Origin of the sequence: Paludisphaera rhizosphaerae (assembly GCF_011065895.1) — a bacterium.
Classification (GTDB): domain Bacteria; phylum Planctomycetota; class Planctomycetia; order Isosphaerales; family Isosphaeraceae; genus Paludisphaera; species Paludisphaera rhizosphaerae.
Genome location: NZ_JAALCR010000014.1, coordinates 183,391 through 202,027, shown reverse-complemented (window position 1 = coordinate 202,027; position 18,637 = coordinate 183,391). Strand labels below are relative to the sequence as shown.

Below are 18,637 nucleotides of genomic sequence, written 5' to 3'. Positions count from 1 at the left end.
TTCCATCACGAGATTATTATCGAATCAAACCGGTTCCGTCGACAGCGGAAAACGCCGTCGGAGGATGGGAAGCAGCGAGAGGTCGATCCGCCGCAGCGCGACGTCCAGCACGAAGAGCAGGCCCGCAAGGCCGACGAGGTACGGCCAGAGGGGAGTGGTCCGCGGGACCGTGCGCGGCGATGGGTCGAAGACGTGCTCGGCCTTCAGGTCGTGCCGGCCCGAGGTCGTCTCGGCGATCGTCCGCAGCAGTTCGGAGTTCGCCGGCCGGAGGCGAAGCTCATCGGGATAGCCGACGGCCAGCCCGCGCGACTGGCGGCCGATCGCCTGGCCCTCCTTCGACTGGCTGAACTGCAATTGATAGGCCCCGGCGCGGGCGGCGTCGAACTCCGCCTGGTAACGGCCGGGAGCGGTCTGGGCCATCTCGATCGCCTTCGTCCCCAGGGACGGGTCGATCAGGGTCAGTTCGGTCTCGGCCCGGTTGAGAAACTTGCTTGACGGCTCGATCGCGTCCAGCGAGACGAGCGTCTTCTTTCCCCTGCGTTCGACCTGGACGACGGTCCCCTTAGCCTCCGCCTTGCGCAGGGCGTGGCGGGCGATCTGGGCCCAGAACTGGCCGAACTGCGGCCACGAGAGCCACTCGGCCCCCCATCGCGACTTGGCGTCGGACGTGAACGCCACGCTCATCCCCAGGCCGTAGCGCCACCACGAGAGGAGCGGGTCGCCGTTCTCGGTCGCCAGGATCACCTCGGAGGTTGGCTTGGGCCGGGTGATGACATATCCGAGAAGGAACGGCGCCGAATCCAGGCCGACGTCCGCCAGCACCTGCGACGGCCGGACGACGGTGGGGGTGAAGGGCTGCTCGTTGATCGCCGACTTGCTGGCGGTGACGGTCTCCTTGGCGAAGATCTGGGGGACCTGACCCGGGTCGTCGGCGACGTAGTAGCGGCCGGAGCCTACCTGGGCGATCTCCTCAAGAAGCGCCTGATCGGCGTCGGCCCCCATCGCGACGGTGGAAACCGTGATCCGCTCCGCGGACATGGCCTCAGCGATCCCCCGGAAGTCGCCCGGCGAGGAGACGCCGTCGGTCAGGATGATGACGTGCTTGAGCTTCGCCACCGCGCCGCGGAGCGTCTCGAAGGATTCCTCCATGGCCGGGGCCATGTTCGTGCCGCCCCCGGCCTCCAGCGCCGCGATCCGGTCCAGGACGTAGCCCTTGTCGCTGCACGGGTGCAGTTCGGAAACCCAGAAGTTGTCCCCCTCGAAGGCGAGGACGCCGATCTGGTCGCTGGGGCCGAGCAATTCCACGGCGGCTCGCGCGGCCTCCTTGGCCATCTCGATCTTCTCGCCCCCCATCGAGCCCGATTTGTCGATGACCAGCATCATCGCCAGGCTGGGCTTTTCCTTCTCCTTCTCGAAGTCGCTGCGGACCGGGAGTATTTCCTCGAGGGTCGTCTTGTAGTAGCCGCCCAGGCCGAACGATTGATCGCCGCCTAGCATGATGAGCCCGCCGCCGAGGTCCTGAACGTACGACCGCGTCGCCTGCATCTGTTTGGCCGTCAACGCCGTGGCTGGGACGTTCGAGAGGATCACGAGGTCGTAGTTCTGCAACTCGGCCAGCGTCTCGGGGACGCCTCGGGCGGGCCGGACGTCGACCTGGAGGTCTTGCTCCTCAAGAGCCCAGGCGAGTTGTTTGGCCTGGTCGGGGTCGCTCTCCGCCAGCAGGATGCGCGGCTTGCCGGAGGTGAAGACCAGGCCGAAGTCGCTGTTGTTGTCGAGCAGGGTGTCGCGAGCGCCGACGATCCGGGCGGTGATCGGCGTCATCCCCCCCTGCTCGATCGTCTGCGAGAGCGACAGGCGGTTCTCGCCCTTCTTGAGCTTCACCGGCTGGTCGGCCGCCTTGACGTCGCCTCGGTAGACCTCGACGCGGCCCTGGTCGTCGTCGTGGTTGCTGTCGATGACCAGCTCGATCCGAAAGCCCTCGCCCTGCTGCACCTGCGCCGGGACGTTGACGGAGGAAACCTGGACCTCGGGGTCGTCGCGGACGGGAAGCGGGACGGTTGAGACCTCCACCGACCCTCGCAGCCCGGCTGCGGCGCGGAGGGCGTCGCCGGAGGTCGCGTTGCCGTCGGAAATCAGGACGATTCTGGGGACGTAGAACGGGGGCGCGGCGGCGGATGCGACTTCCAGCGCAGCGGCCAGGTCGGTGCCCATGCGGTCGATCGCGGCGGCGGGGGCCGCCTCGGGCGACGACGCGGGCCGCTTCGCGTCCTCTCCCGTGCGAAGCCTCCCCGGAACGGCGGCGAACGGAAGCACGGCGCATCGGTTGGTTCCGGCGGCGGCGACCGCCCTGGCGACGTAGTCGTCGGCCGCCTTGCGCGCGTCGTCCCCCAGGCTCATGCTCTGGTCCACGGCGAAGACGACGAATTGCTCGCGCGTGGGTCGAAGGAGCGTCAGGCCGGCCATCGCCAGCACCAGCAGCCCGACCACGACGGCCCGCACGCCGAGCGAGATCTGTCGTTGCCATCGGGCCAGGTCGACCAGACTCCGATGGTAGTACCAGGCGATCGCCGGCAACGCCAGCAGGCCCAGGAGCCACCACGGCCGCGTCAGCTCGAATTGGATCGACGGCCAGTTCATCAGTCGATCCACCTTCGTTGATGGAGGAACCATTCCCAGGAGGTCAAACCCCAGGCGCAGGCCACGAGGTAGAACCACAGCGGTCGGCTGAAGAGGCCGGCGAGGGCTGGCTCGGGGCGGGCCTCCAAACCTTCGGGCGGGCGGAGGTCGGTCTCGCGCCGGTCGCCCACGTTGCAGGCGATCTCCAGGAGTGTCTGTTCGGTCGGGGCGGCCTTGGCGTCGCCCTTCGATTCCGGCGGCGGGGTGATTCGGACCACTTTCCAGATCCCGGCGCGATCGAGCGGACCCAGGCCGATCGAGGCGGCGGCCGTCGGCAGCGGGCGGTCGGGGCCCGTCGGCGGCCTGAGGACGCGGTTCGCGCGAGGATCGGCCTCGGCGGGGAGGGGCGTCTCGGTCGTCGCTCCGGTCGCGATGGCCTCGCGAAGCTCGCCCTGCGAGCCCGAGAGCCAGCTCAGCAGGTTCGTGGTCATGATCGGGAACGCGGTCTGCAGCGGCAGGTCGCTCTTGTCGAGGTCGACGGTCAGGACGACCACCTTCCCTTCGGGGCGGTCGAGCACGGCGTACAGCGGGTCGCCGGTGGCCGTCTCGGCGAGGACCTTCGGTTTAGCGGACGCTTCCAGGACGAGCTTGCGCGCCTCGGGCATCAGGATGCGGTCGAGGCGAATGTGGGTCATCAAGGGGGAGTCGCCGTCCTGCTTGGCGACCACCGGATCCTGGATCTTGTCCGCAACCTTCCAGAGGGCGCTGGACGACTCGGGCGAGATGACGAGGATCGGACCGGGAGGCAGGACTTCAGGCGTGCGGCCGTCGAAGACGGTGAGCGCCGGCGGGGCGCCCGGCGAGGGCTTCGCGGCGGGGTCCTTGACGACCTCCAAGTCGACCAGGGGCATGGCCTCGAAGACCTTCTCAAGGAAGAGGTCGCCGGCCGTCTCCAACCGCACCTTGCGCCGGCTGCGTTTGGGCAAGAGGGCGACGGCGGAGTCGTCGGCCGCCAGAGCGCCGCCGTGGTCGACCTTCGCCCGAAGCAGGCCGCCGTCGGCCGAGGCCTTCTCGAAGATCTGCGTCACGCGCTCGCCCGGCTTGAGCTTGAGGGGGACCACGTCGACCGGCTGGTCGTCCAGGTCCAGCTCCAACCGGCATTCGGCCGGATCGTCGGAGGCGTTGAGGACCTCGACGAGGATCTCGTAGCCGATGGGATCGAGCAGGCTCCTGCGCGCCTGGAGCCGGGTGATCCCGATGTTCGACGCCTTGCCGCCCACGGCGATCATCTCGACGTCGTTCGACTTCGACAGCTCCGCGGCCCCGTCGAACCCGCCGTCGCTGACGACGACCACCCCGCGGCCGGCGGCGGGGCCGTCGGCCAGGAGCCGTCGCGCCAGGGCGACGGCGTCGGAGACCCGGGTCGGGCCGTCGGTGGGAGTCGCGGCATCGATGGCGTCGCGGAGGGTTCGCTGGTGGTCGGTCATCCCGCAGAGCACACGCGGGGGCGTCCCGACGGCGATGACCGCCGTCTCGTCGCCCAGTCGCATGCCGTCGACGATCCGGCGGCACTCGGCCCGTGCCGCCTCGAACCGGCTGGGCGCGACGTCGGCCGCGTTCATGCTGGCGGAGTCGTCGAGGACCAGCACGCGACGCCTCCCCTGCCCTTGCTGCCAGCGGAAGATCGGGTCGGCGAGAGCCACGGTCAGAAGGGCCAGGAACGCGAGCTGGAGCGCCAATGAGATCCAGTGCCGCAGCCGCTGCCAGATGGACCGGGGCTTCTTCTCCTCGTAGATCCGCCGCCAGAACTGGATGGTCGAAACCGGCGCGCGCCGCAGGCGGATCTTGAGGATGTACAGGCCGATGATGGGGGCCGCCAACGCCGCCAGCCAGAGTCCCGTCGGGTTGACGAGGTTCATACGACGGCCCCCGTCTGCCGCATCATCTTCAGGATCAGGTCGTCGAACGGGACCTGGGTCGGCGTGCAGGTCCCGCCGATCCCGTAGGTCTTGCAGTAGCGCTGGACCGATTCCAGGAACTCGGCGAAGATCGCGCGGTATTGCTTCAGGTTGCGCTCGGTGACGGTGACCTTCTCGACGGTCTGCGTCTCGACGTCGAAGAGTTCCAGGTCCCCCTTGAGGTCGGGGTCGGCCTCGCGACGGTCGTAGATCTGGACGACGTGGGGCTCATACCGACTGTGGCGGAGGACGTCCAAACCGCGCTCGAAGCCGGCGGGGTCGAACAGATCGCTGACGACGATGACCAGCCCTCGGCGCTGGGTGCGAATGGTAAAGTCGCGGGCGGCGCGGGCCAGGTCGGTCGGACCGTCCTGGACGGGGAGGCGTTCGAGGAACTGGAGCAGCGACAGAATCCGCGCCTTGCCGCGCGTCAGCGGGAAGTCGTTGAAGATCCCGCCGGCGAAGGCTGAGACCGCCGCGCGGTCCAACTCGGCTAGGGCGATGTACGCCAGCGCCGCGGCCACGCGTCGGGCGTAGTCGAACTTCGAGGGGTCGCCGAACGCCATGCTCCGCGAACAGTCCAGCAGGATGTAGACGTGGAGGTCTTCCTCCTCCTGGAACCGCTTCAAAAGCAGCTCGTCGTGACGGGCGAATAGGTTCCAGTCGAGGTGCCGGAAGTCGTCCCCCGGCGCGTACTCGCGGTGGTCGGCGAACTCGACGCCGCCGCCGAGCTGGGTCGTCCGCCGTTGGGCGAGCAAACGCCCGCGGAACACCCGTCGCGAAACGAGCGAGAGATACTCCAGCTTCTGGATGAAGTCGGCGTCGAACAGGGGCGTTCGCGAGCCGGCGGTCGTCGGGGGCATGTCGGACTCGTCTCCGCGAGGAATCCCGTTCCAATCCGTCCGGCGTCGTCAGCCGACCAGCGCGGGCGCCTCCAGCTTCTCCAGCACGTCGGCGAGCACCTCGTCGGGCTGGACGTTCTCAGCCTGGCCCTCGAAGTTCAGGATCAGGCGGTGTCGCAGCGCGGGGCGGACCACTTCGTGCAGGTCCTCGCGAGCGACGTGGTAGCGGTGGTCGAGGATCGCGCGGATCTTGGCGGCGAGGATGACGGACTGGGCCCCGCGCGGGCTGGAGCCGTAGCGGACGTAACGGCGGACCATGTCGGTCGCGCGCTCGTCTTCGGGGTGGGTCGCCAGGATGATCGAGACGGCGTGCTTCTTCAACTCGTCGGCGATGGGGATCTGGCGGGCCAGTTTGGACAGCTCGCCGATGCGATGGCCGTCGAAGATCGGCTGTGCGCGGGGCTCGGCGGCCTCGGTGGTCCGGTCGATGATGGATTCCAATTCGTCGGCCGAGGGGAACTTCACCAGAAGCTTGAAGAAGAAGCGGTCGAGCTGGGCCTCTGGGAGCGGGTACGTCCCTTCCATCTCCAGCGGGTTCTGCGTCGCCAGGACGAAGAACGGCCGGCCGAGGTCGTGCGTCTTGCCGCCGATCGTCACCGACCGCTCCTGCATGGCTTCCAGCAGGGCGGACTGGGTCTTGGGCGTCGCCCGGTTGATCTCGTCGGCGAGGACGAGGTTCGAGAAGACCGGCCCCGGCTGGAACTCGAACCGGCGGCCTCCCTCGGGATTTTCCAGGACCACATTCGTACCGATCAGGTCGGCCGGCATGAGGTCGGGCGTGAACTGGATGCGCTGGAACTTCAGGTGGAGGGCGTCCGACAGCGTGCGGACCAGCAGCGTCTTGCCCAGCCCCGGCACGCCTTCGAGCAGGACGTGCCCGCCGGCGATCAGGGCCAGCAGCACGCCGTCGACGATCTCGCGGTTGCCGACGATTACCTTGCCGATCTCGGCCCGGAGGGCGTCGAAGTCGGCGCGGAAACGGTCGAGCTGTTCCTTGATGGCTTCGGGATCGCTCGTCATGCCGCTCGGTTCCTCGAGGCGATGGATCGGGGCCGTATTTCGGACAGACGTCGGAAATCGTAGCGGCCGGGAACGGGTTCCTCAACCAGAATCCGAATCGCTTGAGGTTTTTTACAAATGTCCGGAACTGGTTGACGAGTCTTCTAGGACACCGTTATCCTGCGCCGGGCGGGGTCGATCCCGTCGTCCGTCACCCTGGAGAGGGCCGCACCATGTCGACGAGCCGCATCCTTCGGCTTCGCCTACTCCTCCCGCCCATGATCGCCGCGGCGATGTTCGCGCCGCAGGCCCTCGCCCAGCAAGCGGCGCGGTCCAACGCCGCGAAGACCGACGACCCGGCGGACGCCGAGGAGAAACGTCAGGAGGAGACGCAACGGCGGTTCCTCTCCCTGCTGGAGAAGGCCCCGCGCAAGGGGACGGCGCTCGACCGCGTCTACGGCTATCACGTCGAGCGCGGGACGCTCGACTCTTTCGTCAAGACCTACGCCGATCGCGTCGCGGCGAAGCCGGACGACGGCGTCGCCTGGATGATCCTGGGCCTCGTCGAAGGCCAGCGCGGCCGCGACGCGGCGTCCGTCGAGGCCCTGCGCAAGGCCGAGGCCATGCGCCCCGACGACCCGCTCCCCTCGTACTATCTTGGCCAGGCCCTGCTGATGGTCGGCCAGCCGGAGGCCGCCGCCGCGGCCTTTGAACAGGCCATCGCGCGCAAGCCGACGCGCAACGACTTACTGGAGGTCTTCCAGGCCCTCGGCCGCGTCTATCAGCGGACCCAGAAGACCGAGGACGCCCTTAAGGTCTGGAAGCGGCTCGAAGAGAGCTTCCCCAACGATCAACGAGTCCAGGAGCAGATCGCCTCGGCCCTGGCCGAGGAGGGCCAGAACGCCCCGGCCCTGGCGCGATACGAGGCCCTCGCCGCCAAGACCACCGACCCGTTCCGGCGCGTCCAGCTCGGCATGCAGGCCGCCGACTTGAAGGTGCGCCTCGGCCGTTCCGACGAGGCTCTCCGCGACTTCGAGAAGCTCCTCGGGCAGCTTCGCCCCGATAGCTGGCTCTACCGCGAATCCCGCCAGAAGATCGAGGAAGTCTTCCTCCGCGGCGACGACCGCGCGGGGTTGGCGACGTATTACGAGAAGTGGATCGAGAAGCACCCCGAAGACGTCGACGCTCTGGTTCGCCTGGGCCGTTCGCTGGCCGCGCAGGGGAGGGCGTCGGCCTCGCAGATCTGGTTCGAGAAGGCCGTGAAGCTCGCCCCCTCACGGAAGGATCTGCGACTCGCGCTGATCGGCCAACTCGTCCAGGATCAGAAAATCGCCGAGGCCGCCGCGCAGTACAAGGCGATGGACGAGGCCCAGCCCGACGATCCCGACGTCCTTCGCGAGTGGGGCGCCCTGCTCCTGCACGACACCACCAAGCCGGAAGCCCAGCGTAAGGCGGACGCGGGAGAGGTCTGGCGGCGGATGCTGGCCGCGCGTCCCAAGGACCCCGTCGTCACCGCGCAGGTCGCCGACCTCTTCCGGCAGGCCGGCGTCGTGGACGAGGCGCTGGCGCTCTACCGCAAGGCGATCGAACTGGCCCCGAGCGACGTCCAGTACCACGAGTACCTGGGCGAATATCTCCACTCGTTGAAGCGGCCGGACGAGGCCAAGGCCGCCTGGGCGAAGATCGCGGAGGGGCCCAACCACAACTCCAAGGGGCTGACCCGCCTGGGCGAAGTCCTCTCGGGCTTCGGCTATCTGTCTGAGGCCGTCGCCCCGCTCACTGAGGCGGTGGCCCTGGACGCCGACGACTACGGCCTGCGGATGAAGTTCGCCGACCTGCTCCACAAATCGTCGCGCTACGACGAGGCGAAGGCCCAACTCGACGCCGCCGAGCGCTTCGCCGAGAAGGACGAGGAGAAGGTCGCGGCCGTCGAAGCCCAGGTGAAGAACGACGCCGGCGCCGGACGTCTGGCGGATCGCTCGGCGGAGATTCGCAAGGACCTGGACGCGAAGGCCGCAGCGGGCGCCGCTCCCGCGGCCGTCTCGGCTCTCTGGGCTCGGCTGGCTCGTTATCTCGACGCCGAGTCGAAGACCGCCGAGGCCGTCCAGGCCGTGGAGAAGGCCGTCGAGGTCGATCCGAAGTCGATCCCGGCCTGGACGCTCGCCGCCCGCCTGCGCGAATCGTCGGGCGACCTGGGCGGAGCAGCCGAGGCCTATCGCCGGCTGGCCGACGTCGACCGTCGCAACCGGGCCGAATACCTGACGGGCGTCGCCAAGCTGGAGGCCCGCCTGGGCCGGGCCGACGCGGCGCTGAAGGCGGCCCACGACCTGATCGCCGCCGCGCCGGGCAACCCGGAGCACTATCAATTCCTCTCGGAATTGTGCTTCCAGCTCGGGCGCAACGACGAGGGGCTTGACGCCCTCCGCCGCGCCGTGCGGATCGACCCCAACGATTCGAAGATCACCCTGGCCCTGGCCGAGACGCTCGCCGGGCAATTCCGCACGGAGGAGGCCGTCGAGGTCTACTGGAAGGCCTTCGAGCGGGCCGAGGATCTCGACGCCAAGCTCGGGATCGTCCCGCGTCTGACGGACCTTTACCTTCAGCGAAACCAGTTCGACCGCCTGCTCGCCCGGCTTCAAGGCGACGTTCAGGAGAACCGCCGCCAGGACCAGCAGCGCGAGTTGGCCGTGTGCCTGGCGCAGGCGTACGCCTCTTCGGGCGACCTCGGCCAGGCGCGCTCCGAGCTGGAGCGGCTCCTCGCCGCCGACGCCCGCGACCCGCGATTGCTCCAGCAGTTGGTCAAGCTCTCTGAGGAAGAGGGCGACTTCGAGAGCGCGGCGAAGTATCAGAAGCAACTCGTCGAGTTGGCCCCCGCCGACGACGCCTCGAACAAGCTGGCCCAACTCTACGTTCGCCTCAACGAGATGGAAGAGGCGCAGGCCGTCTGGTCCAAACTGGCGGCCGGCAAGAGCCAGCCCGACAAGGTCTTCCCGGCGATCGACAGCCTCCTCGCCAACGACAAGCCCAAGGCCGCCTTGGAGGTCGTCGAGGGCCTCCTCCGCAAGGATCCGCGAGACTGGGAGGCGCTTTACCGAGAGGGCGTCGCGCTCGTCGCGCTCAAGCGGCCCGAGGACGCCGTCGCCCGTTTCCGAACGCTGATGGATCTCCGGGGCGCCGTGGCCGACGACGAAAAGGGCGCCGTGGCCAAGGCCCGCAGCCGAGATCCCAAGACAGCCTCCTCGGCCGCCCGGCCCTCGGCGCTCCAACGCATCACCGTCCCGCCGCTTCAGGAGCGGATCAACGCGATCTACCAGATCCGCATCGTGACCAGCGTCGAGTCCCGCGACGCCTACCTGCGCTCGCAGTCGTACGCCTGGACGCCGCAGGACTTCGGCCAGGCGCGTCTGGCCGCCCTGGCCTGGACCCTCTCCACGGCCATGAAAACCCACAAGGAGGAGGAGACTCTCGCCGCTTTCCGCAAGGCCAGGGAGGCGACCCCCGCCGATCCGACGGCGCTCTGGGACTGGTACTGGCTCAGTCAGATCCGCTTCGACTACCCGGAGGCCTACAAGACGGCCGTTGATCTGAGCAAGGCGACCCCCACGGATCCCTCGGCCCTCTGGGCGGTCCTGTACGGCGTCACGAATCGGCGCTCGGCGGCCGGCCAGCGGGTCTACTCCAGGGTCGGCCAGGACAACGTCGACCGCACGCCGCCCCTCCCCCCGGCCGAGCTGGAACACCTCCTCGCTTGCTACGAGAACCTCCGCCGCCGGCGTCCCGAGCTGGTCGACTCGGTCGTTCTCGGCGCCGTGACCACCGAGCTGAAGCGGGCCAAACGCGAGGCCGACGGCGATCGCATCTTCCGGGAGACGGTCGCCTCGGCCGAGAACGCCGAGCAGTTGTCGATGGCGCTGGCGCTCGCCGGTCAGCGAGCCGACGTCGAGACGATCCGCGCCCTCTCCGACAAGTACGAGCGCCTCGGGCCCAAGACCCAACAGCCCGCCTATATGGCCCCGCCGGCGTCGGCCCGGGCCCGCGCCGTATCCCTACGGCTCCGCGAGAAGAACTCCGCCGACGCCTTCAGGCTGCTCGACGACCAGTTCGCGGCAATGCGCCGGGCCGCCCAGCAACGGCGCCCCGGCCGGCCCCGCTCGACCGCCAACTCTCTCTCCTACGTCATGGTCTGGAACGGCAATACGCAGACCTCGTCGCGGTTCTCCTTCCCTACCGCCAACGAGTATTTCGACGAGGGGGCGATCGGCGTGGTCCGAACGGCCTACGACGAGTTCAAGCGCCAGGACCTGTCCAGCGACCTGGCCGCTCATCTCCGCAAACTCGCCGACGAGGCCCAATCCGACGGCGACGCCGTCCTGCCGCGGCTAGCGCTCAGCTACGTTCACTGGTGGGACGACGATAAGGACGCCGCGATCACCGAATTCTCGAAGGCCGTCGAGCACACCAAGACCGACTCCGACATGCGGCTCGTTCTCGCCGACCTGCTGGAACAGCGCGGCGACCCTGCCGAGGCGCTCACAGTGGTCGACGCCGTCAAGCCGCTGGACAACGCCACGACCCAGCGTAAAGAAGAGCAGGCGCTCCGGCTGGCCATCCTGACGGGCGACCTGGAACGCGCCCGCCACGCCGCCGAGCGCCTCTTCGGCCTCCGGCTCGACACCGACACGCAAGTCCGCCTGGCCGGCCAGATGGGCCAGCTCGGGCTCGGCGAGTTGAGCGAGGCGGTGCTGAACCGGGCTCGTCGACGAGCCGGCAACAAGGCCTCGTCGCTCGTCGGCCTGATGCTCCAGCACCAGAAGGACCGCAACAACGAAGCCGCCGTCCAGGTGGCCCAGCAGATCCTCCGGAGCACGCTCCCCACCCGCTCCAACCCCTACGGCTACTCGGTTTCCTCGACCACGGCGAGCCCTGAACAGGCCCGCGCCGCGGCCGTGCAGGTGCTCGCCCGCTCAGGTCGGCTCGACGAGTTGATCGGCAGGGTCAAGGACCAACTCAAGACGACCCCCAACTCGGTCCAGCTCCACCAGACTCTGGCCGACTATTACAAGGCGGCGAATCGGCGCGACGACGCCCGCGCCGAGCTGATGAAGGTGATCGAGCTGCGTCCCGACGACGCCTCGCTCCGCTACCAGACCGCGACCCAGCTCTACCAGGAAGGCCAGGCCGCCGCGGCCGTCGAACAGTACAAGGCCGCGTTCCAGAAGGACCCAGCCCTTTTCGGCCGCAATTATTATCAGGTGATGAACGCCTTCCAGACCGCGGGCAAGTCCGAGGAGCTGTCGAAGATGCTGGAGGAGGCCGACATGCGCTCCTTCGGCAATTACGGCTCCGTTATGAACATGATCCAGAACATGTCGTACGATCCGGCCCAGAAATCTCGGGTCGTCCCCCTGTTCCGCAAGGCCTGGGCCGCCTTCCCGGCCGATCGCGCGAACATCATGGACTACGTCTACGACGAGGAGATCTGGAAGCTCCCGGAGATCTACGACTACGCCTGCGAGATCGCCGTCCCCGACCAGACGGTCAGCTCGAACAACGGCGAGTGGCAGGCCTTTCAGACGGGTCTCTCGTTCAGTTCCGGGGGCCAGATCACGAGCCTCGTCTCGCGGCTGCTGGACCTCGCCGCGGCCCAGAACCGGCTCGACGAGCTGTCCCGCAAGATCGAGGCGGCCCGCGCGAAGTATCCCGACTGGACGGCCGGAAAGGCCCTCCAGGCCCTGGTCGACTGCCGCGCGGGCCGGTTCGACGACGCGGTGCGCCTTGTGAACGAGGTGCTCGACAAGACGAAGGACGCCCCGCCGACGGGCTACGCGCCTCAGGTTCTCGGCTGCGAGCTTGAGAAGTACGGGCCGACCCGCGATCTGGCAGTCCGCTTTTACGAGTCGGCCCTGACCGACCGTTCGTCCAATTCCAGCATCATGAACGAATATGAGTATAGTCCCATCAGACGGCTGGTGGCTCTGTACGTGAAGGACGGCCGCAAGGACGACGCAAGGCGGGCCCTGCTCGAGCTGGCGAAGCCGCAGGACCTGTCGAACTACGGCGACGACTACGCCCAGCAGATGCGGGTCGGCAGCCAGATGGCGATCGGTCGGGAGTTGCTGCGTCTGGGCTTCGCCGTCGACGCGGCCCCGATGCTCAACGAGGCCCAGGCCGGCGCCGAGGCGATCCCGCCGGACGCCCCCAACTACTACATGGAGCGGTCGGAGTTGATTCGGACCGTCCGCACCAGCCTTGATGAAGCCCTGACGGGCATGAAGGGCGAGGATCTGGCCCAGGCCGTGTCACGCTTCCTGGGCTCGGGCGACGGCAAGTCCACGTCGGGGGTCCAGATGGGCGTGATGGTCTACCCCCGCGAACTGGACAAGGCCGCGATCCGGAGCCTCCTCGACGAGTCGCTCCAGGCGGCGGCCGGCGATCCGAAGCGTCTGGGCCAGGTGAGCACGAGGCTGGAGGAGATCCGCAAATCCACCCCCGACGACGTCGCGACCGCCGCGACCGCCGCGCTGACCGCCCTGGCCGGCGGCGACTCCCAGGCCGTTCGCACGGCGCTCGACCATCTGGACGAGGTTCTGGCGAAGAAGCCCCTGGAGCCGCTCCCGCCCGGCGGTCGGGCCAACGCCCGCCAGCGGGCGGAGGCCATGAGCCTCATCCCCGTCTGGCTCGTTGCGCGGGCCTGTCGGAAGTCCGACGAATGGCGATCGCGCGGGGACTCGCTCGCCACGGTCGCGCTGGAAGCCGCGCGACGCCAGGCGGACCCGTCGTGGAATCTGGCGATGCTCCGCGAGCAGGGCGAGCAAGCGCTCCGGCGGGGCGACCGCGCGACGGCGGAGGCCGCCCTGGGCCGAATGCTCGACTCGATCCTGATCGGCGATGTGAAGAAGAAGCCCGCTGGCCCCCAGCCGAACCAGCCCCCCGCCGCGGCGCCCGCGCCCGCGGCCGTTCCGGTTCGCCGCACGTCTTTCCAGGCCCAGGACGCTTCGTTGCCGATCCCGCGTCCTCCCGTCCCGGCCGCCCCGGGGGCTCGCGCGCCGGGCGCTCCGGCGGTTCGCACGCCGGCTGCCGGGACGCCGCTCCTTCCCCTGGATCGCTTCGAGCAGGCCATGCAGGTGGCGAAGCTCGCCGCAGACCAGGGCTTCTTCGAGCTGAGCGCCCGGGCCGTCCGCGAGTCGCTCAAGGGGGGGCCTCCCGTGGTCGTCGAGGCTTCGCCGAACGCCCGCCGGCAGCGCGTCGTCGTTCGCAACGGCGCGGCCGTGGAGCCCACGGATCCGGTTCCGGGTCGGGTCGTCACCCGGATGATGGAGCTGGATCCGATCTGGAAGCGACGCCAGGCCCCGCCCGAACTGGTCTATGAGACGCTCCTGGGCGCGGTCGCCCCGGAGGCGAGGCCGGCCGACCTGTTCCTCTATGCTCAGCCGCTCGGCTCCGGCGGGACGCTCCGGGCGCGAAGCGTCGGCGCAATGCTGGCCGACTGGGCCGTCCGGGCCGGCCGTTCCGACGCCCTCGTCCGCGTTGTCGAGGCTCGTGGGCGTCAGCCCCTTGCCTCCGCGCCGGCGCTCGTACTGAAGACGCAACTCGCGCTCGCCTCCGGCCGCGACGACGACCTGAATACGGCCCTCGCCGCCCTGCTCGATCGCGTGAAGAGCGATCCCCTTCGCACGACCGCCGAGCTGGCCGTGCTGGCGGCTCTGCCCGCACTCGACCGGCCGGCGGCTCGCAAGCCCGCGAGTCAGGTCGTGGAGGCCGGCTTGAAGGCCTATGAAGGCTCGGGGCCTGGTGGACCGGCCGGCCCTCTGATGCTCGCCCTCGCCCGCCAGTCGTTCGCCGCGGGCGACGTCGAGGCGGGCCGCAAGCTGCTGCTCTCGTACTTCGACGTCGTCGAACGAACCGGAGGCGTCAACTACGGCGGCGACTACCTCCTCTACCTGCGCAAGCAGCACTTGCTGACCATCGCCGGAGAATCCGCCCGCGCCGGGGACTGGACGGGAGCCCTGGAGCAGTTCGGCCGGTTCTTCGACTCTCCGAGCTACTCCGGCGGCGACCCGCCCCTGGGCGAAGCCCTCCGCCTCACCCTCCAGGGGATGGCGAGCCTTCCCGTCACCGACCGATACGCCGCTCTCAAGGCCTGGACGCTCCCCAATGAATCGCGGAAGTCCGTCCGGTTCCTGACGACCGCTGGCCCAGACGATCACCCCCCGGCTCGCTTCACGAACCGCGCGAACCCGGCCCCCCATGCCTCGCCGAGCGACGACGTCTGGAGCACGGCGAGCCTGCTGGTCGAGTCGGCCGCCGAGGCTGGCAAGCTCGACGAGTTGGCCAAAGAGACGCACGCCGCCGTCGAGCAGAAGGTCGAAAACGCTGAGACGCTCGACAGACTCATCGGCCTCACGGCCGGGCGGGTTGAGGAAGTCTCCGGTCGCGTCAAGTCCCGCATCGACGAACTCGCTCGCGAAAACGCCTCGCCGCTCGAAACCCTTAACGTCCGCATGCGCCTTCAGCAACGGCGGACGTTCCCCTGGAACGACTACCCAGTGATGAGGGCCGCCCGGTCGAGCGACAAACCCGAGCTGCGGGCCCTCGGCCTTGAGCTGATGGAGGCGCTTGAAGGGCAGGCGCGGCGTTACTCCGATTCCTCGGCCGTCTCGATCGTCCGGCGCGAGCTGGCCTCGGCCCGCGCCGAGGAGACGGGCTCTCGGGGTTTGACGGCTTCCACGGTCGTGGATCTCCCCGGCTGGAGCGCCTTCAGCACCAACAACGCCTCCTTCCGGGCCTTATGGGTTCGTCATCAGGATCTCACGGCCCTGGTCGCCAGCGCGCTCGGCGAGCGGCTGGCGTTCGACTACCCGCTCACGGGCGAATTCGAACTGTCGATGGACGTCTTCCGAGGAGACTGGGCCAGCGGCGGGGTCCTCTACGGCGCCCTCACGTCCGACCCCAACGCGGCGATCGAATCCCCGAACCTCGATCCCGAGAACCCTCGGCGTCCCTGGAAGTTCGTGCGAACCGAGGACTTCAACCGCGTGATGTACAAGGTCTCTCCGGAGTCCACGCGCCTCTACGTCAACGGACACCTGATGCGTGAGGACAAGCCGCCCACCCCGACCAATCCCTGGCTGGTCCTGGGCTCGGGCGCCGGCCAGCGCACCGCCTGGCGCAACGTCGTCCTCACGGGGAATCCGACGATCCCCCGCGAGGTGAAGCTGACCTCCGAGGACCGCCTGGAAGGATGGTCGAGCCGCTTCTTCAACGAGTCGCGGATGCCCCGTCGGACGCCCACACCCGCAGCCGCCGAGGACGCGGCGACAGCCTCCATCCGGCGGACCAGGCCCTCCACCAATCCCGACGACTTCGACTGGTCGGCCGAAGGCGGCGTCATTCGCGGCCGGCGGCTTCCCCCCTCGGGACTCTCCACTCAAAACCCTGAATACTACGACGAGAGCGGTCGAGCGGCGGCGCTCCCCCAGGACGCCGTCCAGAGCCTCCTGTTCTACGAACGGCCCCTCCGCGACGGGGACGTCCTGAGCTACGCCTTCTATTACGAGCCCGATCAGGTCATGGTGCATCCCGCGCTGGGCCGCATCGCCTTCCTCTTGGAGCCGAAGGGCGTGCGCCTGCACTGGCTGACGAGCGGCCCGAACGACCTGTCGGGCGTGTCGGCCGCCAACGCCGTCGACGTGCCGGAGAATCGGCAGGGAGACGGCGAGCTTCCCCTCAAGCCGAACGACTGGAACGCGCTGACGCTCACGATCAAGGAGACGTCCGCCGTCCTGGAGTTGAACGGGCGGACGATCTACGAGCATCCGTTGGAGCCAACGGCCGGGCGTCGGTTCGGCCTCTTCCATGACAAGGACAGGACGGCGGTGCAGGTTCGCGACGTGGTCCTCAAGGGCCGATGGCCCGAGTCGCTCTCGGACGCCGACCGCAACGCGCTCGCCCTGCGGAGCCCGGCGCAGGTCGGCTCCGAAGCTGAACGCCGCGCCCGTCACGCGGTGATCGGCGAGCGTCTCTTCAGCCTCGGGGCCGAGGACGTGCTGGCGTCCGCGCCGGCCGACGCCGAGGCTCGCTATCAAGCCCTTGCGGGTTGGGTTCTCCCCTCGCCCGACCACCCGGTCTTTCGGCTGCAGGGTTACTCCACCCCCGCGAATCCCCCCCCGACCGCAGCGTCCCCAGCGGAGGCGGGTGGAAAGCTGAGAGCCCCGGCGATGGCGATGGTGGAGGCCGCGGCTCAGGCGGGAAAGCTCGCGGAACTGGCCGATCGGGTCGAAGCCGCTCCGGCCGGCGACGACGCGGCGCGGCGAGGAAAGCTCGCCTTGCAGGCGATGATCGCGACCGCTCGCGACGACGACGCGGCGGCCGAGGCCGCCCTGACGGCGTTGAAGCCGCTTCTCGAATCCCTCCGAGACGCCTCCAATCTCGACGAATGGCTCCGCTGGCCGGAGTTGACCGCCGCCGCCTTCGCGACCGAGCGAAAGAAGGCGACGCCCGCGGTCCTGGCCTTGCTGGACGTCGCGGCCGATTGGGCCCAGAAGAAGGCCGGCGCCTCGCGGTGGGAAACCCTCGTCAAGGGGACCCGGTCGCTGGCCCTGCTGGCCTCGCTTGACGCCGGGGTCCCGCCCGCGACGGGCGAAGGTTCGTCCTGGGCTTCCGTCGACCTCGCCACGGCCGAGACGCGTGGCAATGGCTCGCCGTCGAGCCACTGGCTCCGTCGTGACGCCGAGCTCGCCCATTTGCCCGGGCACTTCAACGACTACCTCTACCTGGCGACCCCGCTGCGCGGCGACTTCCAGCTCGACTGCGAGTTGACCTCGTTCGGCTGGCGCGAGGCCCGCATCTCTTACGCCGGGGTGGCCATCGCGCCGAAATACGACCTGAACCACCTGTATCGACTTCTGGTAGGCCGGCGCACCGAGACGATCGACGTCAAGCCGCCGCTGGCCGGGATCGGCGACTGGTTCGCCTACCGCCTGGTCGTGAAGGGTAATCGCATGACGATCTTCATCAACGACCGCCAGGTCTACGAGGCCAACCTCCCCGCCGAACGCGATCCCTGGCTGGCCGTCCACGCCAGTGCGGGCTCCACGGCCGGCGTCAGGAAGCTCAGGATCACGGGTTCACCGGACGTCCCCGAACGCCTCAAACTTTCGGCCCTCCCCGACCTGACGGGCTGGCGAGCCGACTATTACGACGACGAACCCGCCGGCGCGACGGCCGATTGGGAGAAGCGAGGCGACGAGATCGTCGGCCGGGTCCGCACCGAGTTCCCAGGTTCGAAGCAGGAGAGCCTCCTCGCTTACCATCGGCCGATGCTGGAGGACGGCGAGATCTCCTACGAGTTCTTCTACGACCCCGGCCGGGCGACGGCCTCGCCGGCCCTCGATCGGCTGGCGTTCCTCCTGGATCCCGACGGCGTCAAGGTCCACTGGATGACCGACGCCGCGTACGACCGCACCGGCCTCGAGCCCGGCAATACGGCCGTCGAGACCGAGAACCGCCGGGGCCCGGCGTCTCTGCCGCTCAAGGAAAAGCAGTGGAACAGCGTCGTCCTGGAAATCGCCGGCGATCGGGCGACCCTCCGCCTGAACGGAACCGAGGTCTACTCCCGCGCGATCGAGCCGGCGAACCGCAGGACCTTCGGCTTCTTCCACTTCGCCGACGAGAGCGAGGCCCGCGTACGGAACGTCTCGTATACCGGGCGCTGGCCGCGTCAGCTACCCGACCCGCTCATCGGAGGGCGCGCGGCGACTTCCAAGCCGTGAGTTCCGCAGCCTCGTTCTGCGCAATTCGAACGCGTGGAGCCAGGCGGGGCGCTCTCCGATCCGCCATCCCTCCTCGTCCGCCGCGAGCTGCTCGGAGCCACGCACCCCGCCGAGTATCAGTTGGTAGTTCGGCACCAGGCGCGTCGCGGCCCGCAGGCTGATCTGGGCGCTGGCCCCGCGGGTCGGAGCGATGCCGAGGAGGAGTCGGGAGACCGGCGTGACCTTCCCGTGCAACAGGCCCATCTGGCTGTGCAGGGCCACAGCCGCCGCCCGGGCACCGGGGCCGATCTGGGTGGCGGCCGCGCCCAGCGCGTCGGACCTCTGGAGCGCGCGTCGATTACCGGCGCGCAGAGCGTCGTCGAGCCTCCGGGTCAACTCGACGACCATCCCA

Annotated in this window: 6 protein-coding genes; 1 reads left to right on the top strand and 5 read right to left on the bottom strand. The window is 69.0% G+C overall.

Going from position 1 to position 18,637, the window contains the following annotated elements:
• Nucleotides 1-24 precede the first annotated feature (24 nt).
• Genes G5C50_RS19120 through G5C50_RS19105 form a run of 4 tightly spaced genes read right to left on the bottom strand, consistent with a single transcriptional unit; the run spans nucleotide 25 to nucleotide 6,496 of the window.
• On the bottom strand, nucleotides 25-2,637 hold the full coding sequence (locus G5C50_RS19120; RefSeq protein WP_165071902.1) for a VWA domain-containing protein: 2,613 nt from the start codon (nucleotides 2,635-2,637) through the stop codon (nucleotides 25-27).
• A complete protein-coding gene (locus G5C50_RS19115) occupies nucleotides 2,637-4,535 on the bottom strand; it encodes a vWA domain-containing protein (protein ID WP_165071901.1) in 1,899 nt (632 codons plus the stop codon). The genes G5C50_RS19120 and G5C50_RS19115 overlap by 1 nt, the downstream gene beginning before the upstream one ends.
• A complete protein-coding gene (locus G5C50_RS19110) occupies nucleotides 4,532-5,437 on the bottom strand; it encodes a DUF58 domain-containing protein (protein ID WP_165071899.1) in 906 nt (301 codons plus the stop codon). The genes G5C50_RS19115 and G5C50_RS19110 overlap by 4 nt, the downstream gene beginning before the upstream one ends.
• Before the next feature lie 48 nt (nucleotides 5,438-5,485).
• Nucleotides 5,486-6,496, bottom strand: a complete 1,011-nt coding sequence (locus G5C50_RS19105; protein WP_165071897.1) for an AAA family ATPase — start codon at nucleotides 6,494-6,496, stop codon at nucleotides 5,486-5,488.
• A gap of 212 nt (nucleotides 6,497-6,708) precedes the next feature.
• Here G5C50_RS19105 and G5C50_RS19100 point away from each other — a divergent pair, with 212 nt between their 5' ends.
• Complete coding sequence (locus G5C50_RS19100) at nucleotides 6,709-18,246, top strand: DUF1583 domain-containing protein (protein ID WP_165071895.1); 11,538 nt, start codon at nucleotides 6,709-6,711, stop codon at nucleotides 18,244-18,246.
• Here G5C50_RS19100 and G5C50_RS19095 read toward each other — a convergent pair.
• The gene (locus G5C50_RS19095) at nucleotides 18,199-18,633 is read right to left on the bottom strand and encodes a hypothetical protein (RefSeq protein WP_165071894.1); all 435 of its coding nucleotides are present in this window, start codon (nucleotides 18,631-18,633) and stop codon (nucleotides 18,199-18,201) included. The genes G5C50_RS19100 and G5C50_RS19095 overlap by 48 nt on opposite strands.
• Between the last annotated feature and the right edge of the window lie 4 nt (nucleotides 18,634-18,637).

What these genes read in the sequence shown, in the direction of transcription:
- G5C50_RS19110 (WP_165071899.1), bottom strand. Translation starts at nt 5,437, where the DNA reads ATGCCCCCGACGACCGCCGGCTCGCGAACGCCCCTGTTCGACGCCGAC.
- G5C50_RS19115 (WP_165071901.1), bottom strand. Translation starts at nt 4,535, where the DNA reads ATGAACCTCGTCAACCCGACGGGACTCTGGCTGGCGGCGTTGGCGGCC.
- G5C50_RS19105 (WP_165071897.1), bottom strand. Translation starts at nt 6,496, where the DNA reads ATGACGAGCGATCCCGAAGCCATCAAGGAACAGCTCGACCGTTTCCGC.
- G5C50_RS19095 (WP_165071894.1), bottom strand. Translation starts at nt 18,633, where the DNA reads ATGGTCGTCGAGTTGACCCGGAGGCTCGACGACGCTCTGCGCGCCGGT.
- G5C50_RS19100 (WP_165071895.1), top strand. Translation starts at nt 6,709, where the DNA reads ATGTCGACGAGCCGCATCCTTCGGCTTCGCCTACTCCTCCCGCCCATG.
- G5C50_RS19120 (WP_165071902.1), bottom strand. Translation starts at nt 2,637, where the DNA reads ATGAACTGGCCGTCGATCCAATTCGAGCTGACGCGGCCGTGGTGGCTC.